This is a genomic window from Streptomyces sp. NPDC090119 (assembly GCF_044747085.1).
Lineage (GTDB): Bacteria > Actinomycetota > Actinomycetes > Streptomycetales > Streptomycetaceae > Streptomyces.
Window position 1 is genome coordinate 144,259 of record NZ_JBIVDK010000006.1, and the last position, 26,662, is coordinate 170,920.

Genomic DNA, 26,662 nt, shown 5'->3' on the forward strand with positions numbered 1-26,662 from the left:
CGCCATTCAAACCCGTACCGCATCCGCCCGCACCTGTTGAGGAGTACCCAGGGATGACGCCCGGCGACAACGGCGCGAGCAAGCCCGAGGAAGACGACCCGTTCGGCTACCTGTACGCCGACGGCCAGGCCAGGGGCGCGCAGCCGCCGTCCAGCGGCTACGGCTATCCCAACGCGGTCAACAGGGTGCGCCCGGTCGGCGAACGCCGGTACGGCCAGCCGCAGCAGACGGCGCCGACCCAGACGGCGTCCTACGGCCAGACGGCCACCCACTACCAGGCACCGGAGACGCTGCCCGGCGGCGCTCCCACGTCCCGGCAGGCCACGCACTCCGGCGGGGGCGGCGGCCGGCGCGGGCCGAACACCAAGGGGCTGCTGATCGGCGCCATCGCGGTGGTCGCGGCGGTCGTCATCGGTATCAGCATCGCGATGCTGAACGGCAACGACGACGACAAGAGCGGCAACCAGGCGGACGCGTCCCCGAGCCAGTCGCAGGAGGCCCCGCCGAGCCCGAAGGCGACGAGCACCGCCGTCGCGGGCGAGCTGCCGAAGGCCGACGCCGTCGACGACGCCGTGCAGCTCGCGGGCGGCGCGGCCCCGGCCTCCGACATCAAGGGCGCGAAGTCCGCGGGCGGCTCCTACGTGGGCGGCCTGAACCAGGTCGGCGCGTCGGTGACCTGGACGGTGGACGTGCCGAAGCGCGGCAAGTACACGCTGAACGTCAACTACGGCGTGCCGGGCAAGGACGCCAACACCACGCTGACGATCAACGGCACCTCGCAGAACCGCCCGCTGAACATGTCGAACTTCGCCCACGCCCCCGCGGGCGACTGGGAGCGCGGCTGGACCCACACCTGGGCCAACCTGGAGCTGCAGAAGGGCTCCAACACGATCAGCATCTCCTGCGGCAACGGCAACCAGTGCGACGTCAACCTGGACCAGTTCTCGCTGGAGAAGGGCTGGCGGTAGCCGACCCCGGCTACGCCGCCGACTCCGCCTCCGTCACCGTGGCCTCGGCCAGCAGCCGGTCGTAGACCGCCGGGTCGAACTCCCCGGCCGCGGGCGCCAGTACGGCCGCCGCCGACAGGGCGGTGGCCCGGCCCAGGCGGGTGGGCCAGGGGTGGCCGTCGACCAGGCCCGACAGCAGGCCCGCGACCGCCGCGTCCCCCGCGCCGGTCGGATTGCCGCGCAGCCGGCCGGGCGGGGCGGCACGCCAGTGGCCCTCGGGGGTCGCGGCCAGCAGACCGTCCGCGCCCAGGGAGGCGACCACCGCCTGGGCGCCCCGGCGGCGGGCGTCACGGGTGGCGCGGGCCGGGTCGTGGGAACCGGTGAGTTCGGCGAGTTCCGCCGCGTTCGGCTTCACGATGTCGGGCCGCGCGGCGATCCCGCGCCGCAGCGGCTCCCCGCCCGTGTCCAGCAGCACCGGCACCCCGGCCGAGCGGGCCGCCCGTATCAGCCCCGCGTACGCGCCGACCGGGACGCCCGGCGGCAGGCTCCCGCACAGGGCGACCGCCGAGGCTTCGGTGAGCAGGGTGCCGTAGGCGTGCAGGAAGGCGGCCCACTCGGCGGGGGCGATGTGCGGGCCGGGCTCGTTCAACTGGGTGGTGTCGCCGGTGAGTCGGTCCACCACGGCGACGGTGCGGCGGGTCGTCCCGGCGACCGGCACCAGCGCGTCGGTGACACCCGGCACGGCCGCGAGCCGCTCGCGCAGCACCTGCCCGGTCGGGCCGCCCACGAGACCGGTGACCGTCACCGCGTACCCGAGCGCGGCGAGCACGCGGGCCACGTTGACGCCCTTGCCGCCGGGCCGCTCCACGACCTCCGACACCCGGTGCTCGGCGTGCGGCCGCAGTGACGTCACGCGGTACGTGATGTCGAGAGCGGTGTTCAGCGTGACCGTGAGGATCACCCGGTCCGACCTCCCTCGATGTGCGTACGCCTCGGTTTCCGGGGCCCTGATCATGCCAAAGAGACGGCGCCCGGCCCAGTTGAGGGACGGACGCCGTCGGATGAAGCGGGGTACGGATCAGGGCAGTTGGGGCGTGATCACCCATTCGCCCCGGCGCATGACGCCCTTGAGCGCGAAGTCGGCGTCCAGCAGCACCAGGTCGGCGTCCTTGCCGGGCTCCAGCGAGCCGACCCGGTCGGCGAGCCCCAGCAGCCGGGCCGGGTTGGCCGACAGCGCCTTGACCACGTCCGCGACCGGGAGCCGGTCCACGGTGACCGCCCGCCGGAAGGCGCGGTCCAGGGTGAGCGTGGAGCCCGCGATGGAGCCGCCCTCCACCAGCCGCGCCACCCCGCCCCGCACCTCGACCTCCAGCGGGCCGAGCAGATAGCGGCCGTCGCCGGAGCCCGCCGCGTCCATCGCGTCGGTGATGAACGCGACCCGGTCGGCACCCGCGTGGTGGAACGCCAACTGCAGTGCGGCCGGGTGCAGATGGGTACCGTCGTCGATCAGCTCGACGGTGACCCGCCCGTCCTCCAGCAGCGCGGTGATGGGGCCGGGGTCGCGGTGGCCGATCGGGGGCATCGCGTTGAAGAGGTGGGTGGCGACGGTGGCGCCCGCGTCGATGGCGGCGACCGTCTGCTCGTAGCTCGCGTCGGTGTGCCCGACCGCCGCGATCACGCCCTGCTCGGCGAGGAGGCGTACGGAGTCGATGCCGCCCGGCAGTTCGGTGGCGAGGGTGACCATCTTCGCGTGGCCGCGCGCGGCGTCGACCAGCTTGCGGACCTCGGCCGGGTCCGGGTCGCGCAGCAGCGCCTCGGAGTGCGCGCCCTTGCGGCACGGGGAGATGAACGGGCCCTCGAAGTGCACGCCCGCGATGTCGCCCTGCTCGGCCAGCTCGGCCAGCAGCCCGGCCTGGCGGGCCAGCACAGCGAGGTCGTCGGTGACGGTGGAGGCGACCAGCGTGGTGGTGCCGTGCTCCCGGTGGGTGCGGACGGCGGTGAGCGCGTCCTCGGCGCTGCCGGAGAAGGCCGCTCCGCCGCCGCCGTGGTTGTGCAGGTCCACGAAGCCGGGGACCACCCAGTGGCCGGTCACGTCGAGCACGTCGGCGCCCTCGGGCGCGCGCTCCGCGATCCGGCGGCCGTCGACGACGACCCGCCCGCCGGGCACCTCGCCGGTGGGGAGCACCACGGTGCCGCCGGTGAGCACCAGCGGGCGGCCGCCGACCGGTGCGCTGTTGTCGGCCATCAGGTGCGTACCTCCGTGGTCTGGGGGGTGGTGCGAAGCAGGTCCTGCGCGAGGAGCGCGGCACCCAGGACGCCCGCGCCCTCACCGAGCGCGGCCGGGACGAGGGTGGGCGCGCTCTGGAAGGTGATCCGGTGCTCGATGGCCGCGCGCAGCGGCCGGAACAGCACGTCACCGGCCTCGGCGAGCCCACCGCCGACGATCAGTGTGCCGGGGTCGAGCAGGGTGAGCGCGGTGACGAGGCCGTCCGCGAGCGCGTCGACCGCCCCGGTCCAGACCCGGTTCGCCTCGGGGTCCCCGGCGGCGACGGCCCGCGCGCAGTCGGCGGCGTCCGCGTCGGCGCGGCCGCTCGCGCTCGCCCAGGCGGTGCCGACGGCGGCGGCGGAGGCGTACCGCTCCAGGCAGCCGGTCTGCCCGCACGGACAGGGCTCGCCGCCGGGGCGTACGACGATGTGGCCGATCTCCCCGGCGAAGCCGTTCGCGCCCGCCTCGACCCGGCCGGCCAGGCCGATCGCCCCGGCGATCCCGGTGCCCAGCGCGATGAACAGGAAGCGGTCGGTGCCCCGGCCCGCCCCGGCGCGGCCTTCGGCCAGGCCGCCGGTGCGCACGTCGTGGCCGAGGGCGACCGGCATGCCGAGCCGCTCGGCGAGCAGGGCGCGCAACGGTACGTCGCGCCAGCCCAGGTTGGCTGAGTAGAGGGCGGTGCCGTGCGCCTCGTCGACGGTGCCGGGGACGGCGACCCCGGCCGCGAGCGCGGGGGCGCCGAGCTGGTCGGCGCCGTGCGCGCGCAGCTCGGCGGCGAAGGCGAGGAGGTTCTCGACGACCGCCGCGGGCCCGCTCTCGCGTCCCGTCGCGCGGCGGGCGCGGTGCAGCACCGCGCCGTCGGCACCGACGAGCGCGGCCTTCATCGAGGTACCGCCCACGTCCAGGGCGATGACATGTCTCACGGGCCCAGTGTGACCCGCCGACCCACGAGAGGTCTAGTCCACTCACGTGGTGTAGACCTTATGCGTTCGAATATCGAATGGTCTGACCAAGGGGATAGGGGTTCTGAGGGTGCGTCGGCGTACGGCAGGAACGATCGCGGTGGTGTCCGCACTGGGCACGACGGCGATGCTCGGCGGCTGCGGGAGCACGGGCTCCTCGGACACGACCCTCAAGCTGGTCGCCGCCGACTACGGCGACTCCGCCGCCAACAGCTCCAAGAAGTACTGGGCCGCGCTGGCCGCCGCCTACGAGGCGAAGCACCCCGAGGTGAAGGTCCAGGTCAGCGTCTACTCCTGGAACGACGTCGACGCCAAGGTCAAGGAGATGGTCGACTCCGGGAACGCCCCCGACATGGCCCAGGTCGGCGCGTACGCCGATTACGCGGCCTCGGGGAAGCTGTACCCGATGTCCGACACCCTCTCCATCGGCACGCAGGCCGACTTCGTGCCGCAGCTCGCCGAGGCGGGCGACTGGAACCACACCCCGTACGCGATGCCCTTCGCGGCCTCCACGCGCGTCCTCTTCTACAACAAGACGCTCTTCGAGCAGGCCGGCATCACCCCGCCCACCACCTGGGACGAGCTGGCCGCCGACGCGAAGGCGCTCAAGGCCGAGGGCGTGAAGTACCCCTTCGCGCTGCCGCTCGGCCCCGAGGAGGCGCAGGCCGAGACCATGCAGTGGCTGCTCAGCGGCGGCAGCGGCTACACCGACGACATCGGCACCTACACGATCGACTCCGCGCTGAACGGCGAGACGTTCAGCTGGCTCAAGGACGACCTCGTGGGCAAGGGCCTCACCGGTCCCGTCGCCCCCGGCCGCCTCAACCGCGCCACCGCCTTCGCCGCGTTCGCGGACGGCCAGGTCGGCATGCTCAACGGCCACCCCACGCTGATCCGGCAGGCCGAGGCGAAGGGCGTGAAGTTCGGCATGGTCCCGATGCCGGGCCGCACCGGCCGGGCCAGGGCCGCGATGGGCGTCACCGACTGGATGCTGGCCTTCAAGCAGAACGGCCACGCCGCCCAGATCGGCAGCTTCCTCGACTTCGTGTACGACCAGAAGAACGTCCTGGACTTCTCCCACCAGTACGGCCTGCTGCCCGTCACCACCTCCGCCTCCGAGGCGATGAGCCAGTCGAACGCGAAGGCCGACGTCCCGCTGCACGCCTTCCTGGAGCAGATGCCGACCGCCGAGCAGTACCCGGTGAACAAGACCTCCTGGGCCGCCGTCAGCGCGGCCGTGAAGAAGGACATCGGACAGGCCGTCTCCCCCTCGGGCAGCCCCGCGGGCGTGCTCACCCGCCTCCAGGCCGCCGCCACGACGGCCGACAGCTCGGCGCAGTCCGGCGGCTGAGCCGCCACTGTCCGAGGGCGGGGTTACGGTGGCCGACATGGAACTCGGCAGCCGTGAGAAGGCGATCCTCGCGCTGGAGCGCCGGGGCTTTCCCGGCCCCGGCGCGAAGGAGCGCGCCATCCGCGAGCAGCTCGGCCTCGCCCCGGTCCGCTACTACCAGCTGCTCAACGCCCTCCTGGACGACGAGCGCGCCCTCGCCCACGACCCGGTCACGGTCAACCGCCTGCGCCGGGTGCGTGAGGCGAGAAGGTCGGAGCGGTAGTTCCGCGGAGGCGTGAGCCGGGGTCCGCGCGGATAGTGTCGCTCTATGGGCAACCCTTCCCCTTCCCCCGACGACACCGCCGAGGACGGCGCGCTGCCGGTCCCGGTGACCCGGGCGGGCCGCGACGGTCTGCGGGCGCTGCTGGACCGGCCGCGCACCGCCGTGATCGGCCTGGACTTCGACGGCACGCTGGCCCCCATCGTCGCCGACCCCGACCAGGCCCGCGCCCACCCCGGCGCCGTGCCCGCGCTCGCCGCGCTCGCGCCGAAGGTGGCCTCCGTCGCCGTCGTCACCGGCCGCCCCGCCGGGGTCGCGGTCCGCAACGGCGGCTTCGCCGGAGTCCCCGGCCTGGAGCACCTCGTCGTCCTCGGCCACTACGGCGCCGAGCGCTGGGACGCCGTGACCGGCACCGTCACCGCGCCCGCCCCGCACCCCGGCATCGCCGCGGTCCGCGCCGAACTCCCCGGCGTCCTCGACCGGGCCGGTGCCTGGCCCGGCACCTGGATCGAGGAGAAGGGCCGCGCGGTCGCCGTCCACACCCGCCGCGCCGAGAACCCGGACGCCGCCTTCGACACCCTCCGCGCCCCCCTCACCGACCTCGCCACCCGCCACGGCCTCATCGTCGAACCCGGCCGCCTCGTCCTCGAACTCCGGCCCCCCGGCGTGGACAAGGGCGTCGCCCTCCTCGACCACCTCCGCACCACCGGCGCCGAGTCCGTCCTCTACGCGGGCGACGACCTCGGCGACCTCCCCGCCTTCGCGGCCCTGGAAAAACTCCGCTCCAACGGCTTCCCGGCCCTGTTGGTCTGCAGCGGCAGCACGGAGGTCACGGAACTGGCGGAACGCGCGGACCTGGTGGTGGACGGCCCCGGGGGAGTGGTGGCGCTGCTGGAGGGCTTGGCGGCCCACGCCGGATAGGACAGCGGCCCCACCCTCATGTCCGCCCCGGCCGACAGCATGGCAGCATGCGCGGCATGGAGATCATCCCCGGCCGTGGTGTCGACCTCGTCGAGATCGGTGACCACCGCGCGCACGTCGAGGAGCGTCTCGGACCGCCGTACCACGGACCCGGCGGCGAGCGCGCGGTCTACGACACCACGCCGATGCTGGTGATCACCTACGCGGCGGACAGCACGGACAGCACGGACAGCACGGTCGAGCTCGTCGAGATGAAGTACAGCGGCGAGGGAGGGGATGCCGAGGCCCGGCTGGACGGAATCCAGCTGACCCACCGTTTCCTCGACGACGTCGTGGCCGATCTCCATGCTCGGGGGTACACCAGCACCCCCTCCGACATCGGTCATGACTTCCACGCCGGTTTCAGCGTGTGGTCCATGCACTCGCTGTGGGCACTCGACCTCGACCCAGCGGCCGACGAGGACGATGAGCGCGCCGTCGCGGAGGGTGTCTCGGTGGCGCCGTACGCCTACTTCTGCGGCTGAGGAGGACCGAACCCCGACAGCCGCAGACCGGTCAGCCGCGCAGCGCGGTCAGCTGGTCCAGGAACCACTTGGTGGGGGGCAGGGCGGTCGCCGCCGAGGCCAGGTGCTTGGAGCGTTCGGCGCGGGCGGGGTCCGGGAGGGTCAGGGCCTCGTGGAGGGCTTCCGCGGTGCCGACGACGTCGTACGGGTTGACCGTGATCGCGTGCTCGGCCAGCTCCTCGTAGGCGCCCGCCTCGCGGGAGAGGACCAGGGCGACGCCCTCGTCGGAGACGACCGGGACCTCCTTGGCGACCAGGTTCATGCCGTCGCGGATGGGGTTCACCAGGGCCACGTCGGCGAGGCGGTACGCGGCCAGGGAGCGGGCGAAGTCGTCGTCGAGGTGGAGCAGGACCGGGGTCCAACCGGGCGTCCCGTACTCGGAGTTGATCTCCTCCGCGACCCGGCGTACCTCGTCCATGTAGGAGCGGTACAGGGCGAGGTCCTGGCGGGACGGGTAGGCGAAGGCCACGTGGACCACGCGCTCGCGCCACTCGGGGTGGTCCTCCAGGAGGCGGCGGTACGCCAGCAGGCCGCGCACGATGTTCTTGGACAGCTCGGTGCGGTCCACCCGGACGATCGACCGGCGCCCCTCGCCGATCTGCTCGCGCAGCGCCGCCATCCGCTCGTCCACGTCCGCCCGGTGCGCCCGCTCCCGCAGGAACTCCGCGTCCGCGCCCAGACCGTGCACCCCGATCTCCGTACCCGACGGGATGCCGGGGCCCAGCACCGCGTGGCAGCAGTCGGTGAACGCGTCCGCCCAGCGCCGGGTCAGGAACGCCGCCCGGTCCGCGCCCAGGATGCCGGTGAGCAGCTCGGCCGCGATGTCGTCCGGGAGCAGGCGGAAGTAGTCCGGCGGCGCCCAGGGGGTGTGCGAGAAGTGGCCGATGCGCAGGTCGGGGCGGAGCTTGCGCAGCATCCGGGGGGCCAGCGCCAGGTGGTAGTCCTGGATCAGCACCGCCGCGCCCTGCCCCGCCTCCTCGGCCAGCGCCTGGGCGAACGCCTGGTTGTAGGCGCGGTACGCGTCCCACTGCCGACGGAACTCCGCGTCGAACACCGGCTCCAGCGGGGTCTGGTACATCATGTGGTGCACGAACCACAGCGCCGAGTTGGCGATCCCGTTGTACGCGTCGGCGTAGACGTCCGCGTCGATGTCCAGCATCCGCACCCGCTGCCCGCCGGTGTCCTCGGCGGGGAGCAGCCCGCCGCCCGCGCGCCGCACCGCCTCCCGGTCGCCGTCCCCGAGCGCGGCGCACACCCACACCGCGTCGGTGTCCGGACCGATCGCCGACAGCCCCGAGACGAGACCGCCGCCACCCCGCCGGGAGCCCAGCTCCCCGTCCGGACCCACCGTGTACGAAACCGGGCCGCGATTGGACGCGACCAGCACCTCAGCACCCTGCGTAGCCATGGCCTCAACCTAGCCCGGCCCACAAACGCTCAAACGTACGCGCGACCGGCGAGCCGGACCGTATACGGCCCCGCTCACGCCACCTTCCGCGCCGCGTACTCCGCGATCTCCGCCATCGGCGGCCGCTCCTCGGTGTCCACCGAGTGGGTACGCGGCTCGAAACCGTCCACCCCCCGCTCGAACTGGGTCAGCGCGGGCCGCACCAGGTGCCCGCGCGCGAGCCGGAGCTGCGCGGTGCGGTAGATCGCGGCCGCCATCCGGCCGAGCGCCTGCCCGTCCTGGTGCCGGTGCTTGCGCACCCCGACGTCCACCTGGGCCAGCGCGTCCAGCCCGACCAGATGCAGCGAGTCGACCAGCATGCCCAGCTCGACCCCGTACCCCACCGGGAACGGCAGCCGCTCCAGCAGCGAGCGCCGGGCCGCGTACTCCCCGCCCAGCGGCTGCACGAACCCGGCCAGCTGCGGCCAGTGCATGTTCAGCAGCGGGCGCGCCATCAGCTCGGTCACTCGGCCGCCCTGCCCGGCGGCGCCGCCCAGCGGACGGTCGTACATCGCCTTGACCAGGTCGATCCCCGGATCGGTGAGCAGCGGGCCGACGATGCCGAGGACGAAGTCGGAGGAGAACTCGCGCAGGTCGGCGTCGACGAAGGCCACGATGTCCCCGCTGGTCGCCAGCAGGGAGCGCCACAGCACCTCGCCCTTGCCGGGCACGGCGGGCAGCCGGGGCAGGATGTCGTCCCGGTGCACGACCCGCGCGCCCGCGGCGGCCGCCACCTCGGCGGTGCGGTCGGTGGACCCGGAGTCCACCACGACTATCTCGTCCACCAGCGGCGCCTGCGCCATCAGGTCGTGCCGGATCACGGAGACGATCTCGCCGACCGTCGCCTCCTCGTTCAGCGCGGGCAGCACCACGGAGACCCGCTGCCCGGACCGCTGCTTGGCGGCCAGCACGCGGTGCGGCGGGCGGTCGGCCACGGACCAGGAGCGGGTGGCCAGCCAGCGCTCGGTTTCTTCCAGCATGGTCTGCGGCTCCTCACGTGATCCATCTCGCGGTTCGGACGACACCTTCAACTCTCCTGGCCTTCGGTTACAGTCTTGGACAACGCCGATGACCATCGCATGTCGAGGTCGGCGGGCGTTCACAACCGAATACCGCTCATCCAGAGGGGCAGAGGGAAACGGCCCGATGAAGCCCCGGCAACCCTCCAGCCGGTCTCGTGCGCGCGACACACCGCGACACCGCGAGGCTCCCGGCTAGGGAAGGTGCCAAATCCGTCTCACGGCGAGATGCGTCGTGGGAAAGATGAGGAGAAAGGGCCTCGCCTCCATGGCTGTGCAGACTGTCGCCACCCCCACCGTAGATCTCGGCCCCGCCGCCGCCCTGAGCTGCCGGGAGTGCGGACACCGCGTCCCGCTCGGGCCCGTCTTCGCCTGTGAGGAGTGTTTCGGGCCGCTGGAGATCGCCTACGACTTCTCCGCGTACGACACCGAGAAGCTCCGCGCCCGCATCGAGTCCGGCCCCGCGAACATCTGGCGCTACGCCCCGCTGCTGCCCGTCCCCGCCGACGTGGCCGACAAGCCCAACCTCAACCCCGGCTGGACCCCGCTGGTCAAGGCCGACCGCCTGGCGGCCGAACTCGGCGTCACGGGCGGGCTGTTCGTCAAGGACGACTCCGGCAACCCGACGCACTCCTTCAAGGACCGCGTCGTCGCCCAGGCGCTGGAGGCCGCCCGCGCCTTCGGCTTCACCACCCTGTCCTGCTCCTCCACCGGCAACCTGGCCGGCGCGGTCGGCGCCGCCGCCGCCCGCGCGGGGCTGCGGTCCTGCGTGTTCATCCCGCACGACCTGGAGCAGGGCAAGGTCGTCATGGCCGCCGTCTACGGCGGTGAGCTGGTCGGCATCGAGGGCAACTACGACGACGTGAACCGCTTCTGCTCCGAGCTGATCGGCGACCCGGCGGGCGAGGGCTGGGGCTTCGTCAACGTCAACCTGCGGCCGTACTACGCCGAGGGCTCCAAGACCCTCGCCTACGAGATCTGCGAGCAGCTCGGCTGGCGGCTGCCCGACCAGCTGGTGGTGCCGATCGCCTCCGGCTCCCAGCTCACCAAGATCGACAAGGGGCTGAAGGAGCTGATCGCGCTCGGCCTGGTCGAGGACAAGCCGTACAAGATCTTCGGCGCCCAGGCGGAGGGCTGCTCCCCGGTGTCGGCCGCGTACAAGGCGGGCCACGACGTGGTGCGGCCGCAGAAGCCGGACACCATCGCCAAGTCCCTCGCCATCGGCAACCCGGCCGACGGGCCGTACGTGCTGGACATCGCCCGCCGCACCGGTGGCGCGGTGGAGGACGTGACGGACCCGCAGATCGTGGACGCCATCAAGCTGCTGGCCCGCACCGAGGGCATCTTCGCCGAGACGGCGGGCGGGGTGACGGTCGGTGTCACCCGCAAGCTGATCGAGTCCGGCGCGCTGGACCCCTCGCTCACCACCGTCGTCCTCAACACCGGCGACGGCCTGAAGACCCTGGACGCGGTCGCCGGTACCGGCCTGTCCGCGACCATCCGCCCGAACCTGGACTCCTTCCGAGAGGCTGGCCTCGCATGAGCGTGACCGTTCGCATCCCGACCATCCTGCGCACCTACACCGGCGGCCAGGCCGAGGTCGCCGCCGAGGGCGGCACGCTCGCCGAGGTCATCGAGGACCTGGAGAAGACGCACACGGGCATCGCAGCCCGCGTCCTGGACGACCAGGGCAAGCTGCGCCGGTTCGTGAATGTCTACGTCAATGACGACGACGTGCGTTTCGAGGGCGGACTTCAGACCGTGACCCCCGACGGCGCGGGTGTCTCCATCATTCCGGCGGTCGCCGGAGGCTGAAATTACCTTCGGTAACCACGGTTACCGTCAGTTCAGCGAATGGCCTTCTCCGTAAGAGAAACGGAGGGGGCCATTCTGTGTGATTGAGCGCGGTAGGGTTGGGGAACGCGCTCCCGCTCAGCTGGGCCGGGGGCCCTTGATTCATGCCGCTGACCCGACAAGAAGTAGCCAAAATGCACGGGTAATGTGCGGCATTTGTTGTTTTTACGGGGCCCGACTTGCCCTGAATTCGACCGAAGTTGCGGCAGATTCCGGACTGTGTCCGTCCGGAATTCTCGTCCGATTGACCTGTTGCAGACGGCAGTTGGACAGATACATTCAGCCGCGGTCGACGCGTTCCGGCGCACGCCCCCGACCAATGGGGTGCGAGGTCTGACCCGGGTCCGCGAGGTGCGGGTCCGCGCAAGGGCCAGTAATAGGGGAGTTGGCATGGCTCAGGGCACCGTCAAGTGGTTCAACGCGGAGAAGGGGTACGGCTTCATCGCGGTCGACGGTGGTGCGGACGTCTTCGTCCACTACAGCGCCATTCAGATGGACGGCTACCGCGCCCTGGAAGAGGGCCAGCGGGTGGAGTTCGAGATCTCGCAGGGCCAGAAGGGTCCGCAGGCCGACATGGTTCGCGTCACCGCCTGAACGTCTCCAGCAGAGCGCAGGGCCCGCACCGGCACAGGGTGCGGGCCCTTCGTCCTGTTAAGTCCCGTCCTGATCCCCCGAAGGCGCTTGCACTCGCCCTGGGTGAGTGCTAATCATTGCGTTAGCACTCTGAAGGTGAGAGTGACAACGAAGGACCGGGTCGGTGAGGCCCGCGGACCGGGTGGGGCAAGGAACCACAAGGTCGGCGAGCCGTCCGTCGCGGGCGCGGGCGCGGTCCGAAGGAATCACCCCCAGTCCTGGAGGGACCACTTCACATGGCCAAGATCATCGCGTTCGACGAGGAGGCGCGGCGCGGCCTCGAGCGCGGCATGAACCAGCTCGCGGACGCCGTCAAGGTGACGCTCGGCCCCAAGGGCCGCAACGTCGTCCTCGAGAAGAAGTGGGGCGCCCCCACGATCACCAACGATGGTGTCTCCATCGCCAAGGAGATCGAGCTCGAGGACCCGTACGAGAAGATCGGCGCCGAGCTGGTCAAGGAAGTCGCCAAGAAGACGGACGACGTCGCCGGTGACGGTACGACCACCGCGACCGTGCTGGCCCAGGCCCTGGTCAAGGAGGGCCTGCGCAACGTAGCCGCCGGCGCCAACCCGATGGCCCTCAAGCGCGGTATCGAGAAGGCCGTCGAGGCCGTCTCCACCGCTCTGCTGGAGCAGGCCAAGGACGTGGAGACGAAGGAGCAGATCGCCTCCACCGCCTCCATCTCCGCCGCCGACACCCAGATCGGCGAGCTCATCGCCGAGGCGATGGACAAGGTCGGCAAGGAAGGTGTCATCACCGTCGAGGAGAGCAACACCTTCGGTCTGGAGCTCGAGCTCACCGAGGGCATGCGCTTCGACAAGGGCTACATCTCCGCCTACTTCGCGACCGACATGGAGCGCATGGAGTCGGTGCTCGAGGACCCCTACATCCTCATCGCCAACTCCAAGATCTCCTCGGTCAAGGACCTGCTCCCGCTGCTGGAGAAGGTCATGCAGTCGGGCAAGCCCCTGCTGATCATCGCCGAGGACGTCGAGGGCGAGGCCCTCTCCACCCTGGTGGTCAACAAGATCCGCGGCACCTTCAAGTCCGTCGCCGTCAAGGCCCCGGGCTTCGGCGACCGCCGCAAGGCCATGCTCGGCGACATCGCCATCCTCACCGGTGGCGAGGTCATCTCCGAGGAGGTCGGTCTCAAGCTGGAGAACGCCTCCCTGGACCTGCTGGGCCGCGCCCGCAAGGTCGTCGTCACCAAGGACGAGACCACGATCGTGGACGGCGCCGGTTCCTCGGAGCAGGTGCAGGGCCGCGTGAACCAGATCCGCGCCGAGATCGAGAACTCCGACTCGGACTACGACCGCGAGAAGCTCCAGGAGCGCCTGGCGAAGCTCGCGGGCGGCGTGGCGGTCATCAAGGCCGGTGCCGCCACCGAGGTGGAGCTCAAGGAGCGCAAGCACCGCATCGAGGACGCCGTGCGCAACGCCAAGGCGGCCGTCGAGGAGGGCATCGTCGCCGGTGGTGGCGTGGCTCTGCTGCAGGCCGGCCAGGTCTTCGACAAGCTGGAGCTGTCGGGCGACGAGGCCACCGGTGCCAACGCGGTCAAGCTCGCGCTGGAGGCCCCGCTGAAGCAGATCGCCGTCAACGGTGGTCTCGAGGGCGGCGTCGTCGTGGAGAAGGTCCGCAACCTGCCCGTCGGCAACGGCCTGAACGCCGCGACCGGCGAGTACGTCGACATGATCGCCGAGGGCATCATCGACCCGGCGAAGGTCACGCGCTCCGCGCTGCAGAACGCGGCCTCCATCGCCGCGCTGTTCCTCACCACCGAGGCCGTCATCGCCGACAAGCCGGAGAAGGCCGCCGCGGCCGCTCCGGGCGGCATGCCGGGCGGTGACATGGACTTCTGATCCTCCTGGATCACCTGTCCTTCGCGAAGGGCGGCACTTCCCTCACGGGAGGTGCCGCCCTTCGGCGTTTCTCGCGGCGCACCGGTTTCCGCCGCCTCCCTTGACACCCCCGCCGGGCCGCCACAACACTCCACGACGGGAGAGCGCTCTCCCGGATTCCACGGCACATGTGATGGACCGTCACGCGGACGGTCGCGGACGGCGTCGCCCCCTCTCGCCGGTCCCGGCCGCCCGACCCCCACCGTCCCCATCGACGTGGCAGGAGGTCTCCATGGCACGGAGATCGAAGACCGTCTCAGGATTACTGGTGTCCAGCGCCCTGCTCCTCACCTCCCTCGGCCTGACCGGCGTGGCGATGAGCGCCGACCCGGTGGCGGGAGCCGCGACCGTCCACGCGGGCCATGCGATGCCCGTCTCCACGCAGTCCTCGCCGGAGGACCCGGACGGCGACGGCTACATCCCGGCGAACCCGCAGGTGACCGGGGTCGTCCCCTCCAAGGCCGAGCCGCCGCACCGGTACTTCCACGAGTTCCAGGCGAACTGTTCGGTGACCCACACCCGCCCGGACGACCCGATCGTCTACCCCGGCCAGCCGGGCAAGTCCCACGACCACACCTTCATGGGCAACACCACGACCAGCGCGGCCAGCACCACCGCCTCGCTCGACGCGGGCGGCACCACCTGCAAGGCGCCCGGTGACAAGTCGGCCTACTGGATGCCGACCCTGCTCAAGGGCAGTACCCCGGTGCTGCCGGTCGGCCCGCAGGTCATCTACTACAAGGCGGGCGTCACCGACTACACCAGCGTGCGCCCCTTCCCGAAGGGCCTGCGTTTCGTCGTCGGCAGCCCGATGCAGTCGGCGGCGGAGTTCCGCGCCCACCGCGGCTTCGTCGAGGGCTGGGAGTGCGGTGACAGCTACTTCAACACCGACTTCCCCGCCCAGTGCCCGAACCGCGCCGATGTCCAGCTCAACATCCGCTTCCAGGCGCCCAGTTGCTGGGACGGCAAGTACCTGGACACCCCGAACCACCAGGCCCACATGGCGTACCCGGTGGTCAATCCCGGCACCAACAACAACATCTGCCCGGACGACCACCCCGTCGCCCTGCCGATGATCGAGTTCAAGATGGCGTTCCCGGTCAACGGGGACATGAGCCAGGTGAAGCTGTCGAGCGGGGCGGGCTACTCGTTCCACTACGACTTCTTCAACGCGTGGGACGCGCCGACCCTGAAGGCGCTCGTGGACCACTGCGTCGTCGGCGCCCTCCAATGCGACGCGCGGGGCTACGACCAGACGCACCCCGAAGCGGGCGCCGCCCTGGACGCCAACTACCGGCTGCCCTGACGCACCTCTCCTGTCGGCCGGAGTCCCCCCGGCCGACAGGACCCCGGCTCCTCCCCCCACCCGCACACCGGACGGACACTCATGACCGCATCCCGTGTCACGGCACCCCTCACCGCGGGCCTGCTCGCCGCCGGAGCCCTCGTCGCCCTGCCCGCCCCGCCCGCCCAGGCCGCGGGCAGCGTCGTCCGGGTCACCGGCGCGCAGGGCGACTGGCAGCTGACCGTCGACGGCAGCCCGTACCAGATCAAGGGCCTCACCTGGGGGCCGTCCACCGCAGACGCGCCCCGCTATATGCCCGACCTGAAGTCGATGGGCGTCAACACCGTCCGCACCTGGGGCACCGACGCCTCCAGCAAGCCGCTGTTCGACGCGGCCGCCGCCCAGGGCATCAAGGTGATCGCCGGGTTCTGGCTGCAGCCGGGCGGCGGCCCCGGCAGCGGCGGCTGCGTGAACTACCTGACCGACACCGCGTACAAGAACCAGGTGCTCACCGAGTTCCCGCAGTGGGCCGCCACCTACAAGGACAACCCCGGCGTGCTGATGTGGAACGTCGGCAACGAGTCCGTACTGGGCTTGCAGAACTGCTACAGCGGCGCCGAGCTGGAGCGGCAGCGCGACGCGTACACCGCGCTCGTCAACGACATCACGAAGAAGATCCACGCCGTCGACCCCGACCACCCGGTCACCTCCACCGACGCGTGGACCGGCGCCTGGCCCTACTACAAGAGGAACGCGCCCGACCTCGACCTCTACGCCGTCAACGCCTACAACGCGATCTGCGACGTCAAGGCGGCCTGGCAGCAAGGGGGTTACACCAAGCCGTACATCGTCACCGAGACCGGTCCGGCGGGTGAGTGGGAGGTGCCGGACGATGCGAACGGCGTCCCCGCCGAGCCCACCGACCGGGCCAAGGCCGACGGGTACACGCGGGCGTGGAACTGCGTCACCGGGCACCGGGGTGTCGCGCTCGGCGCCACGATGTTCCACTACGGCACCGAGTACGACTTCGGCGGCATCTGGTTCAACCTGCTGCCCGCCGGGGAGAAACGGCTGTCTTACTACGCGGTGAAGCGGGCGTACGGCGCCGACACCTCGCGGGACAACACCCCGCCGGTCATCTCCGACCTGAGCATCGAGGGCGACGCCGCCAAGGTCCCGGCAGGCGGTGACCTCACCCTCGCGGTCAGGGCCACCGATCCCGACGGGGACCCGATCGCGTACGAGGTGCAGGACAACAGCAACTACATCGACCAGAGCAAGCAGCTCGTCACGCTCCCCGCGACCGATCTCGGCGGCGGCAGGCTGCGCGTCACGGCGCCGGACCGGCCGGGCGTCTGGAAGATCTACGTGAAGGCCAAGGACGGCAAGGGCAACGTGGGCGTCGAGACCCGGTCCTTCCGGGTGGTGCCGCCCGTCCCGGCGGGCACGAACCTCGCCCGGGGCAAGCCCGCGACCGCCTCCTCGGCCCAGACGGGCGGCGGTGACTGCCCCTGCACGGCCGCCAACGCGGTGGACGGCAACCTCACCACCCGCTGGGCCAGCGACTGGAGCGACCCTCAGTGGCTCCGCGTCGACCTCGGCGCCCGTACCTCGTTCCGCCACGTGCAGCTGGTCTGGGAGACCTCCTACGCGCGGGCCTACACCGTGCAGACCTCGGACGACGGGCAGAACTGGACCACCGTCCGCGGTGTGGGGGACGGCAACGGCGGCGTGGACGACCTCGACGTCTCCGGGACCGGCCGCTATGTGCGGGTCAACGGGACGGCGCGGGGCACCGGTTGGGGTTACTCGCTCTACGAGTTCGGTGTGTACGGCTGAGCTCGGAGAGCGCTCTATCCCGGCGCGCGGGAGGGCCGCTAGGGTGCCGAGATGAGCAGAGAGGCCCCCACGCTGGAAGACGTCGCGCAGGAGGCGGGAGTCTCCCGCGCGACCGTCTCGCGGGTCATCAACGGCGTCCGCAATGTCGATCCCGGCATCCAGGAGACGGTACGCCGGGCCATCGAGCGGACCGGGTACGCGCCCAACAAGGCCGCCCGGTCCCTCGTGACCCGGCGCAGCCAGACGGTGGCGCTGGTCGTGTCCGGCGCGGGCGACACCCCCGAGGAGGTGCACAACGCGGTCGCGACGCGGGTGTTCGCCGACCCCTTCTTCGGCCGGGTGGTCAGCGGCGTCGTGGGCTACCTCCGCCCGCGCTCCATGCACCCGCTCCTGATGTTCGCCGAGTCCCCGGACACCCGCCGCCAGGTGCTGACCGACCTCCGGCAGGGCAGCGCCGACGGCGCCCTCGTCGTCTCCACCCACGCCGACGATCCCCTGCCCGCCCTCCTCGCCGACGCGGGTCTGCCCGCCGTCCTCTTCGCCCGCCCCACCCGTCCCGTACCGCTCAGCTACGTCGACCTCGCCCACCGGGACGGGGCGCGCCTCGCCGCCGAGCACCTCCTGGCACGTGGCTGCCGCCGCATCGGCACCGTCACCGGCCCGCTCGACGTCGCCGCCAGCCGGGACCGGCTCGCCGGGTTCCGCGCCACGATGGCCCGCCGGGGGTACCCGTACGTCCCGGTCGCCGAGGGCGGCTTCACCCTCGACAGCGGGCTCGCCGCGATGTCCGACCTGCTCGCCGAACACCCGCACCTGGACGGCGTGTTCGCGGCGAACGACCTCATGGCCCAGGGTGCCTGCCAGATCCTCCGCGAACACGGCCGCCGAGTCCCGGACGACGTCGCGGTGGTCGGCTTCGACGACTCCAGCGCGGCCCTGACCTGCCGCCCACCCCTCACCACCGTGCGGCAGCCGGTCGAGGAAATGGCCGCCGCGATGGCCCAGCTCCTGGACGAGCACATCCGGGGGGCCCGGACCGAACCTACGTCGCTGATCTTCGATCCGGAGTTGGTGGTGCGGGAGTCGGCGTGAGCCGGGGGACCACCCAGTGGGGGTCTTCCCAGCGGGCCGGGGTGGGGAGGGCCGCGAGGCGTATGCGGTGGAGAAGGGGGTCGTGGGCTGGCAGGCGGCTCGGGGCGTGGCGGGCGAGCCAGGTGACGAGTTCGATGCGCAGGGGGTCCTCGTCGTGCCAGGTGGGCCAGGGGAGTTCGTCGTCCAGGAGGTCGCGCGTCCAGACGGCCGCCGCTTCCGCCAGGTGCCGGTCGGCCGTGGGGTGGTCGAGTGCCTCCCAGGCCGCGAGCCAGGGGGTGAGCGTGGCGGACGCCTCCGCGCACAGCACGAGAAGGTGGTGGACCGGGATCGCGGGAGCCGGGGCGGTGAGGCTGTGGGCCCACCAGGCGTGCAGGAACTCCTCCACCGACGCGCGCTGGTGATCCGGCCACCGCTGCCAGCAGCCCCGGTTGAACGACTGCCCGATCTCGGCCGGAAAGTACAGGCCCTCCGCCGTGCCGTCGGCCAGCGCCCGCGCGAACTGCGGCAGCACGCGGCGCAGTACCGCGCCGTGGTCGCCCCAGTCGGGCGCGCTCCAAGTGCGGCGCAGCAGGTCCGGGGCGAGTCCCAGATCCGGCACCTTCAGCAGCGCCAGCTCGTCCGCGCCGCCCCAGTGGCAGGTGCACTGGGTCTCGTCGGCGCGGGCGGTCATGCCGTGGAAGGTGACGGCCAGGTCGTCCAGGGCTCGGTCGAGCCGGGCTCGGGCGGGGATGTCTTCGAGGTTCACGGTTCGTCGTCACAGCCTCGGGAGGACTCCGGCCGGTGTCCGCCGACCGAAGATCGTGAGCCTACCCGTGGGCGGGGACGTGCCTCCGGGCGGACATCGCGGCTCGGATCTGCTGGGCGTGGGCCTGTACGGAGCGGGCGGGCAGTGAGGCGTCCGGTGAGTGGGGGCGGTCGCCTCGGCAGGCTCGGCACATGCCTCCGGGGAGGGCCTCGGGGTGCCCGGGCAGGCCGCAGTTCGCGCATTCCAGGGTGCGGCGGGGCGGGGTCGGGGCTGGTTCCGGGGGGAGTTTGTCGGTCAGGCGGCGGCGGAGCAGGGCCGCCGGGTGGTGGATCGGGTTCGGCAGGCCGTCGGTCAGGGCTCGGACGACGGCTTCGTCCGTGGCACCCCGGGCGAACCACTCCGTCAGCAGCGGGGCCAGGTCGGCGCAGTCCGCGGCCGAGAGGGAGAGGGCCGGGGTCTTGCGGCCGAGGGCGGCCAGCAGGATGTGGGCCCGGGAGCGGGTGGGTTTCGGCACGGGTTCCGTCACGTCGCCCCGGGCGAACGACGCCCACCACGCGTCGTCGCGGGCGGTACGGGAGAACCACGATCGGGTGATCCAGCGGGTTCCGGCCCCCGCCGACTCCAGGCGTTCCCTTCCTCGCCTCAAGTGCCCGGCGTTCTGCAGCCGGTTGAGCGCCGTACGCAGCGCGCACTGCCCGTACGGGAGGGTCTTGGCCAGCGTCTTCACCGAGATGTCGGCACCCTCGGGCAACCGGTCGAGGTACGCGGCGATGGCCGCCTCGCGGGGCGGAAGATGCGTGAAGTCGTGCTTGGTGCGCTGGAGTTGGTCCGGTGTGGAGCGCTTCCCGTAGCCGGGGTTGGCCATCGGGGGCGGGGACGCGTGCGCTTGCAGGGGGGCAGAGCTAAGCTTGGTGTCAGCCACTGGATCGAGGTCCTGTCGATCTTGTAGGTCAAGCCCCCGCAGGTGTTGGTAGCGCCTGGCGGGGGCTGTTCGTTATGCGGGCACGCTAGAGCGTCATGACTGTCCGTGGCAAGTCGGTGGCTCCTGGTCAAGTGGCGGGGTGGGAGGGTGGGTTGAGACCCACCAACCAATCCTTGTTAAGAGGGCTCGGGGCTCGCCGCTTGAGCCTCGGGGGCGGTGCGGGGGTCGCGTGCGTCAGGCGTTGTCCAGCTGCTCCAGGTGGTGGGAGTCCAGCTCCAGGTCGACCGCGGCCAGGCATTCGTCCAGTTGAGCCACCGAGCTCACCCCGAGGACCGGAAGCACGCTGGGCGAACTGTGCATGTGCCAGGCCAGTGCCACCTGGTTCGGCGTGGCACCGAGCTCGTCGGCGACCTGGCGCAGCGCGGACAGCCGACCCGGGGTGCCCGGGTGGTCGTACTGGGCCGGAACCGGGCGGTCCGGGTGGGACAGCGCCCCGCCCAGCAGGGTCGAGTAGCCGAGCAGCGTCAGGTCCGGCTCGGAGCGCACGTAGTCGAGGAGTTCGTCGCTGACGTGGGGGTTGACGCCGAAGTCCGCGGCGGGCCCCGGCCGCAGGTAGGTGGCACGCTGCTGGACGCAGGTGTAGCCGGGGACGCCGAGCTGCCGCGCGAGGGCTCGGGCCTGTTCGATCCGCCACGCCGCGTGGTTGCTGCACCCGAGCAGCCGGACGGTACCGCACGCCACCAGGTCCCCGAAGGCCGTGACCGTCTCCTCCAGGGGGGTGCGCCGGTCCTCGATGTGCGCGTAGTAGACGTCGATACGGTCCGTCCCCAGCCGCTTGAGACTGGCCTCGGCCTGACGCGTCAACACCTCCCGCGACAGCCCCTCGGCGGCCTGCGGCCACGGAGCGTCCAGGGGTACGGGCAGCGCTCCCGCCTTGGTGGCCAGTACCACCTGGTCACGCACACCGCGGCTGCTCAGCCACCTGCCGAGCAGTGCCTCGCTCTCCTCGCCCGTTCCGCCCTCGACCCAGAACGCGTAGGTGTTGGCGGTGTCGATGAAGGTGACGCCCGCCTCCAGGAACCTGTCGAGAACGGCGAACGCCGTGGCCTCGTCGGTCTTGGTACCGAAGTGCATCGCCCCCAGACAGAGGGCGCTGGTGTCCAGCCCCGACTCGCCGCCGATCCGTCGCTGCTTCATCCGATGTCCTTCCCCGGGTGTCACTACGTGAAGGCGTCACCCGGGAGTCACCGGTGATGGATTCGCACGGGACTCACAGGTACGCCGGCGTCCGGACTATAGGAGATGGGCCAGTCAGGAAACACTCACTGCGCCGACTTGGCCGCCACGCGTTCTGAACACCCGGCAAAACAGGCGTAGTTGTTACGCTCGGATGCGCCGTCAGCCAGAACGTTCAGGAGGAAGCCAGTGCGGGAGAACCATCGAGCCGTCGCCCTCTCGGAGTACGGCGATCCTGACGTCCTGCGGGTGGTCGAAGGCCAGGCTCCCACTCCGGGAGAGGGTGAGGTCCGTCTGGCCGTACGCGCGGCGGGGGTGAACCCCATCGACTGGAAGATCCGCAGCGGCGCGGCGGCGTCGTTCATGCCGGTCGAGTTCCCGGTGGTGCTCGGCGGAGACGTCGCGGGGGTCGTCGACGCGGTCGGGCCCGGTGTCACCGAGTTCGCCGTCGGTGACGAGGTGCTCGGCGCGATCGGCTTCGGCGGCTACGCCGAAGTAGCCATCGTTAAGGCGGAGATGCTCACCAAGAAGCCCGCGTCGGTGCCCTGGGAACTGGCCGCGGCCCTTCCGGTCGCCGCCAACACCGCCCTCCACGCCCTGGCCGAACTGCACCTGGAGGAAGGCGAGACGATCGTCATCGACGGCGCCGCGGGCGGTGTCGGGACGGTCGCCGTCCAGCTGGCCAGGCACCGGGGCGCCCACGTCATCGGAACGGCACGGGAGGACAACCACGCCTACCTGCGCTCGCTCGGCGCGACACCCGTGGTGTACGGCGACGGGCTCGCCGACCGCATTCGGTCCGTGTCCCCGCACGGGGTCGACGCGGTGCTCGACGCCTCGGGCCGAGGCTCGCTGCCCGCGCTGATCGAGGTGGCCGGGGGCCCGGCCCGTGTCGTCACGATCGCCGACTTCTCGGCCGCCGGGCTGGGGGTGCGGATGATCTCCGCCGCCTCGGAAGGCGCCGCCGACCGGATCGCCGAGGCCGCGGCGCTCGCGGCGGAGGGGAAGCTGACCGTACCCATCGCCGCGACCTACCCCCTCGAAGAGGCCGCCGAGGCCCACCGCGTCAGCGAGGACGGACACGTCCGGGGCAAACTCGTCATCCTTCCCGACGGCAAGGCGGAGTGACCGTCGACTGAATGAGCTGGGCGCCAGGACCAGGCGGTACGCGGACAGGTCCGCGCCCTGACGGACGAAGCCCACCGCCCCGCCCTCAAAGCGCTCGCGGCTTGAGCCTCGGGGCCACGATCATGGGACCGGCCCGGAGTCCCCGACCCGCGAGGTAGCGCCCACCATGCCCGTGCCCGCCGACCCCACCGTCCTCCACCCGATGCCCGGGCAGCCGCGCGTCGTCCTGCTCAAGCCGCTGGTCAAGTCCCCGTTGATCGAGGTCGGCGAGTACTCGTACTACGACGACCCCGAGGACCCCACCGCCTTCGAGACCCGTAACGTGCTCTACCACTACGGTCCCGAGAAGCTGATCATCGGCAGGTTCTGCGCGCTCGGCACGGGCGTGCGGTTCCTCATGAACGGCGCCAACCACCGTATGGACGGCCCCTCCACCTTCCCGTTCCCCACCATGGGCGGCTCCTGGGCCGACCACTTCGACCTCCTCACCGGCCTGCCGAACCGGGGTGACACCGTCGTCGGCAACGACGTCTGGTTCGGCTACGGCGCCACCGTCATGCCCGGCGTCCGCATCGGCCACGGCGCGATCATCGGCGCGGGCTCGGTCGTCACCGGCGACGTGCCCGACTACGGCGTCGTCGGCGGCAACCCGGCGAGGCTGCTCCGCATGCGGTACGACGAGGCGGACGTGACCCGGCTGCTGGCGGTCGCCTGGTGGGACTGGCCCGCCGAGCACATCACCGAGCACATCAGCACGATCATGTCGGGCACGGTGGACGAACTGGAGGCGGCGGCGCCGCCCATCGGCCAGCCTTGAGGTTCTCCACGGAGTGCCCTCACATGGGCAGCGAGCGCAGCCGCACCGGCCCGGACGGCCAGTCCACGCCCGGATGCAGGGGCGTCACCATGGTCCGCAACGGCATGCTCACCACACGCTCCTCGGGCTGCTCGACCCGTACGTCCCCGTCGAGCGGATGCCAGCCGAGGCGCTGGTAGAGCGGGACGAGCGGGGGGCGGCAGAACAGCAGGGCGTGCCGGGGGCCGAGGATGCGGGCATGGTCGAGGGCCGCCGCGAGCACCAGCCGGGCCAGCCCCTTCCCCCGCGCCTCGGGCGCCACGGCGACACCCCCGACCCCCATCACCTCGGCCTCCACACCCCCGACCAAGACGTCGAGCCGCACCAGTCCGGCATGCGCGACCAGCCGTCCTCCGTCCCGGACACCGAAGTGCACGTCCTTGGCCCGCCAGACGAGACCGGCGGAGGCGACGCCGAAGGGGTCGTCCGCAGTGCCGAGGATCTCTTGCTGGTCGGCCTTGGTGTAGTCGGGGAGTGGGGTGGCGACGGGCGTCGGTCCGGGCATCTCCCCATGGTGATCCTCTTGCAGGGTTGGTTACACCGGAAGAGTTGAAGTAGCAGAGATGGTTACACCTAGGAGTAACTATCTCTGCCAAATTATGTAAGCATCTCTGTATGGACCGTGCTGAGCAGCTCGCCCTCGTCGCCGGAGCCGCGGCGGATCAGTGGGGCATGATCACCACGGCTCAGGCCAAGGAGCTCGGCGTGGGGGCGGTGCGGCTTCTGCGTCTGGCCGAGGCGGGCCTGCTGGAGAACGTGAGCCGGGGTGTCTATGTCGTGACCGCCGCGGGCATGCCTCGACACCAGGACATCAAGGCCGCCTGGCTGCGACTGATGCCGAAGGAGTTCGCCTGGGACCGCCCACCCGGCCATCCGGACTCCGGCGTCGTCTCCCACGCGTCGGCCTGCCTGCTGCACGAGCTGGGCGACATCCCCGCGCCCGAGGTCGAGATCACCGTGCCCCGGCGGCGCACGACCACCGAGCCCTTCGTCCGGCTGCGCACGGCTCCGCTGGACGAGGGCGAGGTGACCGTGGTCGACGGACTGCCGGTCACCACCGCCCTCCGCACCATCACGGACCTGCTCCGGGCGAAGGCCGACGGCGGGCATGTCGGCGGGGTGATCGCCGAGGCGGAACGCCGTGGCCTGGTCGACCTCGACGACCTCGCCGAACGGGTGCGGCCCTTCTCCCGCGGCTACGGCCTCAAGCCCACCGCCACCGGACGCGACGTGATCTACCACCTCGTCCGGCAGGCGGGCGAGAGCCTGCGGCGTCAGCAGGTCGAACTGGCCGGCAGGGAAGGCTTCGCCGAGGCGGTCCGCCTGCTGTCCGCCCGGCCCGACCTCGCCGCGCAGCTCGCCCGGCACGCTGGACCCGTCAACCGGTGGGCCGCGGCCGCCGCTCCCGAACGCCGGAGTACGCCACCGGATCTTCCTGGAACCGCTCAGTTCTCCATGCCCTCCTGAAGGCGGTGGAGTTCGGCGAAGTTGCCGTGGGGGCGTTGCAGCAGTTCCGGGTAGGTGCCTGATTCCACGATGCGGCCGTTCGCCATCACGATGACGCGGTCCGCCACGCGGGCGTTGGCGAGGCGGTGGGTGATGACCAGGGCGGTGCGTCCGGCGGCCAGTTCGCGGAACGTGTCGAAGACCTGGCGTTCCGCACGTGCGTCGAGCGCCGCGGTGGGCTCGTCCAGGATGTGCACGGCGGCGTCGGCGTGGAAGGACCGGGCCAGCGCGACGCGTTGCCATTGGCCGCCGGACAGATCGTGGCCGCCCCACCAGGAGCGGGCGAGTGACGTGTCGAGCCCTGCCGGAAGCCCGGCCAGCACCCGGTCGGCCCCGCTGGCACGCGCCGCCGCGAGTACGGCGCCGTCATCCGTGTCACGCGGGGTGCCGAGAGTGATGTTCTCCCGGGCGGTCAGCGGCCAACGGGTGTACTCCTGCGGCGTCATGGCCACGCGCTGCCACACCTCGGCGGCCGGTGCGTCCTTGAGGTCGACGCCGTCCCAGGTCACCTCTCCGGCGTCGGGCAGGTACAGGCCGGTGAGCAGGTGCACGAGCGTCGTCTTGCCCGACCCGTTCTCTCCGACGAGCGCGACGATCTCCCCGCGTTTGAGGTCCAGGTCGACGTGGTCGACGGCCGCCCGGTCGGTTCCCGGGTACCGGAACGTCAGGCCGCGTGCGGTGATGACGTCCGGGCCGCCGTACGGCAGTGCCCGGTGGCCCCGATGACTGCGGTGCCGGTTCGCCTCGTCGAGGAACGCGGACCAGTCCTCCAGCTGAAGCCCGGTGCGGAAGATCCTCGCCCCGGCACGGGTGAGCGTGGTGAGGGCCGCCGTCGCGGCCCGCAGTGCGAAGAGCGCGGTACCGGCGGCCGCCGCCTCCAGACGGCCGGTCATGACGAGCCCGCCGAGTGCGGCGAAGGCGGCGCACAGGGTGAGCGCCGAGATCGTGTCACCCGCCAACTGCACCCGCAGTCCACCGAGAGCGGCCGTCAGCGCCTCGGCTTCCAGCCGGTCGGACACCTGCCGGTAGCGGACGGAGAGGAAGCGGCCCATCCCGGCGGCGCGAATCTCGGCCGCGGTGTTGCGGTCGGTGCTGTAGCCGCGCAGGGTCGCGCGCAGGCGGCTGTCGGAACGGGCGGCGGTCGCGGCCGCGTGCTCCATACGCGCGGTACGCAGTGACGCGTACACGCGGGGGACGGCGGTGGCCAGCAACAGAGCCAGCAGAACGGGGTTCAGGGCGGCGGCCACGGCGGCGACGGCGGTGAGCTGGGCGACGACGGAGATGGTGCTTTGAAGGTCGAGGACGAGGTCGCGCGCCGACTCGGCTCCCTTGCCCGCCGCGTCGAGCTGGTCCTCGAAGCCCGGGTGTTCGTAGGCGATCAGTTCCACGGAGGCCGCCGCGTCCAGGACCCGCAGGTCGGCTTCTCGGAAGACGCGGGGGCTGAGGCGGGCGGCGGCCGCGCGGGCGGCGGTGTCACAGAGCGCGGCCCCGGCGAGTGTGACCGTGACCCACACCGCCGGGACGGTCATGCCGCGCAGGATCGGCCCGACAGGTGTGCTCCGGGTGTAGGCGGTGACCGCGTCCAGTACGGCGGCGATCAGGCTCGTGGTCGTCGCCAGGGCGACGGCGGCCAGCACGGCGGACGCGGCCTGCGTGATGAGCATGGCGACGAGCGCCTGCCGGTCGGCGTGCCAGGCCAGACGAACGGTACGGGCGAGCACGGCGGGCAGCCGCCTGGCGGTGCCGGTCAGGCCCGGAGCATCGTGCTGTCGTTCTTCGGCGAAACGCATGAGCGGCGCCGGGCCGACCTCGGCGGACAGGGATTCTGCGGTCACGTATCCGGTGTAGAGGTCCAGCCCGTCACTTGGCACCGTGGTTTTGACGGGGCCGGTCCAGGTCGGGCAGGTGAGTGGCCGCCCGGCGTCGACACCGG

General features: G+C 71.8%; 25 protein-coding genes and 1 riboswitch. Of the genes, 15 read left to right on the top strand and 10 right to left on the bottom strand.

The annotated features are described in order from the left end of the window. The first annotated feature begins 53 nt into the window (after positions 1-53). The gene (locus ACIPPM_RS25375; protein WP_401451827.1) at positions 54-968 is read left to right on the top strand and encodes a CBM35 domain-containing protein; all 915 of its coding nucleotides are present in this window, start codon (positions 54-56) and stop codon (positions 966-968) included. Positions 969-978: 10 nt separating this feature from the next. Here ACIPPM_RS25375 and ACIPPM_RS25380 read toward each other — a convergent pair whose 3' ends face one another. The 3 genes from ACIPPM_RS25380 to ACIPPM_RS25390 form a co-directional block, all read right to left on the bottom strand. Then, positions 979-1,908: a 1-phosphofructokinase family hexose kinase gene (locus ACIPPM_RS25380; protein ID WP_401451829.1), complete on the bottom strand. Its 930-nt coding sequence runs from the start codon at positions 1,906-1,908 to the stop codon at positions 979-981. Between the two features lie 117 nt (positions 1,909-2,025). After that, positions 2,026-3,192, bottom strand: a complete 1,167-nt coding sequence (gene nagA, locus ACIPPM_RS25385) for an N-acetylglucosamine-6-phosphate deacetylase (RefSeq protein WP_401451832.1) — start codon at positions 3,190-3,192, stop codon at positions 2,026-2,028. Then, positions 3,192-4,136, bottom strand: coding sequence for an ROK family protein (locus ACIPPM_RS25390; protein ID WP_401451834.1), 945 nt, complete (start codon positions 4,134-4,136; stop codon positions 3,192-3,194). Before ACIPPM_RS25390 ends, nagA begins: the two co-directional genes overlap by 1 nt. A gap of 139 nt (positions 4,137-4,275) precedes the next feature. On the opposite strand from ACIPPM_RS25390, the gene ACIPPM_RS25395 reads away from it, so the two are divergent. From ACIPPM_RS25395 to ACIPPM_RS25410, 4 genes are read left to right on the top strand one after another with little or no spacing between them, the layout of a single operon-like run. Next, positions 4,276-5,526, top strand: coding sequence for an extracellular solute-binding protein (locus ACIPPM_RS25395; protein WP_401451836.1), 1,251 nt, complete (start codon positions 4,276-4,278; stop codon positions 5,524-5,526). A gap of 37 nt (positions 5,527-5,563) precedes the next feature. Next, complete coding sequence (locus tag ACIPPM_RS25400) at positions 5,564-5,788, top strand: DUF3263 domain-containing protein (RefSeq protein ID WP_399570696.1); 225 nt, start codon at positions 5,564-5,566, stop codon at positions 5,786-5,788. Positions 5,789-5,833: 45 nt separating this feature from the next. Continuing rightward, positions 5,834-6,706, top strand: coding sequence for a trehalose-phosphatase (gene otsB, locus ACIPPM_RS25405; protein ID WP_401451838.1), 873 nt, complete (start codon positions 5,834-5,836; stop codon positions 6,704-6,706). Between the two features lie 47 nt (positions 6,707-6,753). After that, positions 6,754-7,230 (top strand): hypothetical protein, encoded by a 477-nt coding sequence (locus ACIPPM_RS25410; RefSeq protein WP_401451840.1) that lies wholly within the window; start codon positions 6,754-6,756, stop codon positions 7,228-7,230. A 31-nt stretch (positions 7,231-7,261) separates the two neighbouring features. Here the strand turns inward: ACIPPM_RS25410 and ACIPPM_RS25415 are convergent, their stop codons facing one another. Both ACIPPM_RS25415 and ACIPPM_RS25420 read right to left on the bottom strand, forming a co-directional pair. Next, complete coding sequence (locus tag ACIPPM_RS25415) at positions 7,262-8,677, bottom strand: trehalose-6-phosphate synthase (protein WP_401451843.1); 1,416 nt, start codon at positions 8,675-8,677, stop codon at positions 7,262-7,264. Between the two features lie 74 nt (positions 8,678-8,751). Then, positions 8,752-9,696, bottom strand: a complete 945-nt coding sequence (locus ACIPPM_RS25420; RefSeq protein ID WP_401451845.1) for a glucosyl-3-phosphoglycerate synthase — start codon at positions 9,694-9,696, stop codon at positions 8,752-8,754. A 133-nt stretch (positions 9,697-9,829) separates the two neighbouring features. Beyond that, positions 9,830-9,986, top strand: a riboswitch (SAM riboswitch). 17 nt (positions 9,987-10,003) lie between these two features. Between ACIPPM_RS25420 and thrC the strand changes: the two genes are divergently transcribed. From thrC to ACIPPM_RS25455, 7 genes are all read left to right on the top strand, one after another. Beyond that, positions 10,004-11,278, top strand: coding sequence for a threonine synthase (gene thrC / locus ACIPPM_RS25425; protein WP_401451847.1), 1,275 nt, complete (start codon positions 10,004-10,006; stop codon positions 11,276-11,278). Then, positions 11,275-11,550, top strand: a complete 276-nt coding sequence (locus ACIPPM_RS25430) for a MoaD/ThiS family protein (RefSeq protein ID WP_393594838.1) — start codon at positions 11,275-11,277, stop codon at positions 11,548-11,550. The genes thrC and ACIPPM_RS25430 overlap by 4 nt, the downstream gene beginning before the upstream one ends. Positions 11,551-11,979: 429 nt before the next feature. Further along, positions 11,980-12,183, top strand: coding sequence for a cold-shock protein (locus ACIPPM_RS25435; protein ID WP_389005114.1), 204 nt, complete (start codon positions 11,980-11,982; stop codon positions 12,181-12,183). A 275-nt stretch (positions 12,184-12,458) separates the two neighbouring features. Continuing rightward, entirely contained in the window at positions 12,459-14,081 is a 1,623-nt protein-coding gene (gene groL, locus ACIPPM_RS25440) for a chaperonin GroEL (protein ID WP_161191403.1), read from the top strand. 271 nt (positions 14,082-14,352) lie between these two features. Next, positions 14,353-15,426, top strand: a complete 1,074-nt coding sequence (locus ACIPPM_RS25445) for a DUF1996 domain-containing protein (RefSeq protein WP_401451851.1) — start codon at positions 14,353-14,355, stop codon at positions 15,424-15,426. 81 nt (positions 15,427-15,507) lie between these two features. Continuing rightward, complete coding sequence (locus tag ACIPPM_RS25450) at positions 15,508-17,244, top strand: discoidin domain-containing protein (protein ID WP_401451853.1); 1,737 nt, start codon at positions 15,508-15,510, stop codon at positions 17,242-17,244. 51 nt (positions 17,245-17,295) lie between these two features. Then, entirely contained in the window at positions 17,296-18,336 is a 1,041-nt protein-coding gene (locus tag ACIPPM_RS25455; protein WP_401451856.1) for a LacI family DNA-binding transcriptional regulator, read from the top strand. On the opposite strand, the gene ACIPPM_RS25460 is transcribed toward ACIPPM_RS25455, so the two are convergent. From ACIPPM_RS25460 to ACIPPM_RS25470, 3 genes are all read right to left on the bottom strand, one after another. Beyond that, positions 18,287-19,081 (bottom strand): hypothetical protein, encoded by a 795-nt coding sequence (locus ACIPPM_RS25460; RefSeq protein ID WP_401451858.1) that lies wholly within the window; start codon positions 19,079-19,081, stop codon positions 18,287-18,289. The genes ACIPPM_RS25455 and ACIPPM_RS25460 overlap by 50 nt on opposite strands. 61 nt (positions 19,082-19,142) lie before the next feature. Further along, on the bottom strand, positions 19,143-19,946 hold the full coding sequence (locus tag ACIPPM_RS25465; RefSeq protein ID WP_401451861.1) for a hypothetical protein: 804 nt from the start codon (positions 19,944-19,946) through the stop codon (positions 19,143-19,145). A 291-nt stretch (positions 19,947-20,237) separates the two neighbouring features. Continuing rightward, on the bottom strand, positions 20,238-21,200 hold the full coding sequence (locus ACIPPM_RS25470; protein WP_401451864.1) for an aldo/keto reductase: 963 nt from the start codon (positions 21,198-21,200) through the stop codon (positions 20,238-20,240). Between the two features lie 228 nt (positions 21,201-21,428). On the opposite strand from ACIPPM_RS25470, the gene ACIPPM_RS25475 reads away from it, so the two are divergent. After that, the gene (locus ACIPPM_RS25475; protein ID WP_401451867.1) at positions 21,429-22,367 is read left to right on the top strand and encodes an NADP-dependent oxidoreductase; all 939 of its coding nucleotides are present in this window, start codon (positions 21,429-21,431) and stop codon (positions 22,365-22,367) included. A gap of 166 nt (positions 22,368-22,533) precedes the next feature. Beyond that, entirely contained in the window at positions 22,534-23,184 is a 651-nt protein-coding gene (locus tag ACIPPM_RS25480) for a CatB-related O-acetyltransferase (protein WP_401451870.1), read from the top strand. 19 nt (positions 23,185-23,203) lie between these two features. Here ACIPPM_RS25480 and ACIPPM_RS25485 read toward each other — a convergent pair whose 3' ends face one another. Further along, positions 23,204-23,728, bottom strand: a complete 525-nt coding sequence (locus ACIPPM_RS25485) for a GNAT family N-acetyltransferase (RefSeq protein WP_401451873.1) — start codon at positions 23,726-23,728, stop codon at positions 23,204-23,206. Between the two features lie 110 nt (positions 23,729-23,838). On the opposite strand from ACIPPM_RS25485, the gene ACIPPM_RS25490 reads away from it, so the two are divergent. Continuing rightward, entirely contained in the window at positions 23,839-24,690 is an 852-nt protein-coding gene (locus ACIPPM_RS25490; RefSeq protein WP_401451876.1) for a type IV toxin-antitoxin system AbiEi family antitoxin domain-containing protein, read from the top strand. Here ACIPPM_RS25490 and ACIPPM_RS25495 read toward each other — a convergent pair. Beyond that, complete coding sequence (locus tag ACIPPM_RS25495; RefSeq protein WP_401451879.1) at positions 24,669-26,564, bottom strand: ABC transporter ATP-binding protein; 1,896 nt, start codon at positions 26,562-26,564, stop codon at positions 24,669-24,671. The two genes, ACIPPM_RS25490 and ACIPPM_RS25495, sit on opposite strands and share 22 nt — an antisense overlap. Between the last annotated feature and the right edge of the window lie 98 nt (positions 26,565-26,662).

Coding starts and splice junctions, on each gene's coding strand:
- ACIPPM_RS25375 (WP_401451827.1), top strand. CDS start 54: ATGACGCCCGGCGACAACGGCGCGAGCAAGCCCGAGGAAGACGACCCG.
- nagA (WP_401451832.1), bottom strand. CDS start 3,192: ATGGCCGACAACAGCGCACCGGTCGGCGGCCGCCCGCTGGTGCTCACC.
- ACIPPM_RS25400 (WP_399570696.1), top strand. CDS start 5,564: ATGGAACTCGGCAGCCGTGAGAAGGCGATCCTCGCGCTGGAGCGCCGG.
- otsB (WP_401451838.1), top strand. CDS start 5,834: ATGGGCAACCCTTCCCCTTCCCCCGACGACACCGCCGAGGACGGCGCG.
- ACIPPM_RS25410 (WP_401451840.1), top strand. CDS start 6,754: ATGCGCGGCATGGAGATCATCCCCGGCCGTGGTGTCGACCTCGTCGAG.
- ACIPPM_RS25415 (WP_401451843.1), bottom strand. CDS start 8,677: ATGGCTACGCAGGGTGCTGAGGTGCTGGTCGCGTCCAATCGCGGCCCG.
- ACIPPM_RS25420 (WP_401451845.1), bottom strand. CDS start 9,696: ATGCTGGAAGAAACCGAGCGCTGGCTGGCCACCCGCTCCTGGTCCGTG.
- thrC (WP_401451847.1), top strand. CDS start 10,004: ATGGCTGTGCAGACTGTCGCCACCCCCACCGTAGATCTCGGCCCCGCC.
- ACIPPM_RS25430 (WP_393594838.1), top strand. CDS start 11,275: ATGAGCGTGACCGTTCGCATCCCGACCATCCTGCGCACCTACACCGGC.
- ACIPPM_RS25435 (WP_389005114.1), top strand. CDS start 11,980: ATGGCTCAGGGCACCGTCAAGTGGTTCAACGCGGAGAAGGGGTACGGC.
- groL (WP_161191403.1), top strand. CDS start 12,459: ATGGCCAAGATCATCGCGTTCGACGAGGAGGCGCGGCGCGGCCTCGAG.
- ACIPPM_RS25445 (WP_401451851.1), top strand. CDS start 14,353: ATGGCACGGAGATCGAAGACCGTCTCAGGATTACTGGTGTCCAGCGCC.
- ACIPPM_RS25450 (WP_401451853.1), top strand. CDS start 15,508: ATGACCGCATCCCGTGTCACGGCACCCCTCACCGCGGGCCTGCTCGCC.
- ACIPPM_RS25455 (WP_401451856.1), top strand. CDS start 17,296: ATGAGCAGAGAGGCCCCCACGCTGGAAGACGTCGCGCAGGAGGCGGGA.
- ACIPPM_RS25465 (WP_401451861.1), bottom strand. CDS start 19,946: ATGGCCAACCCCGGCTACGGGAAGCGCTCCACACCGGACCAACTCCAG.
- ACIPPM_RS25470 (WP_401451864.1), bottom strand. CDS start 21,200: ATGAAGCAGCGACGGATCGGCGGCGAGTCGGGGCTGGACACCAGCGCC.
- ACIPPM_RS25480 (WP_401451870.1), top strand. CDS start 22,534: ATGCCCGTGCCCGCCGACCCCACCGTCCTCCACCCGATGCCCGGGCAG.
- ACIPPM_RS25485 (WP_401451873.1), bottom strand. CDS start 23,728: ATGCCCGGACCGACGCCCGTCGCCACCCCACTCCCCGACTACACCAAG.
- ACIPPM_RS25490 (WP_401451876.1), top strand. CDS start 23,839: ATGGACCGTGCTGAGCAGCTCGCCCTCGTCGCCGGAGCCGCGGCGGAT.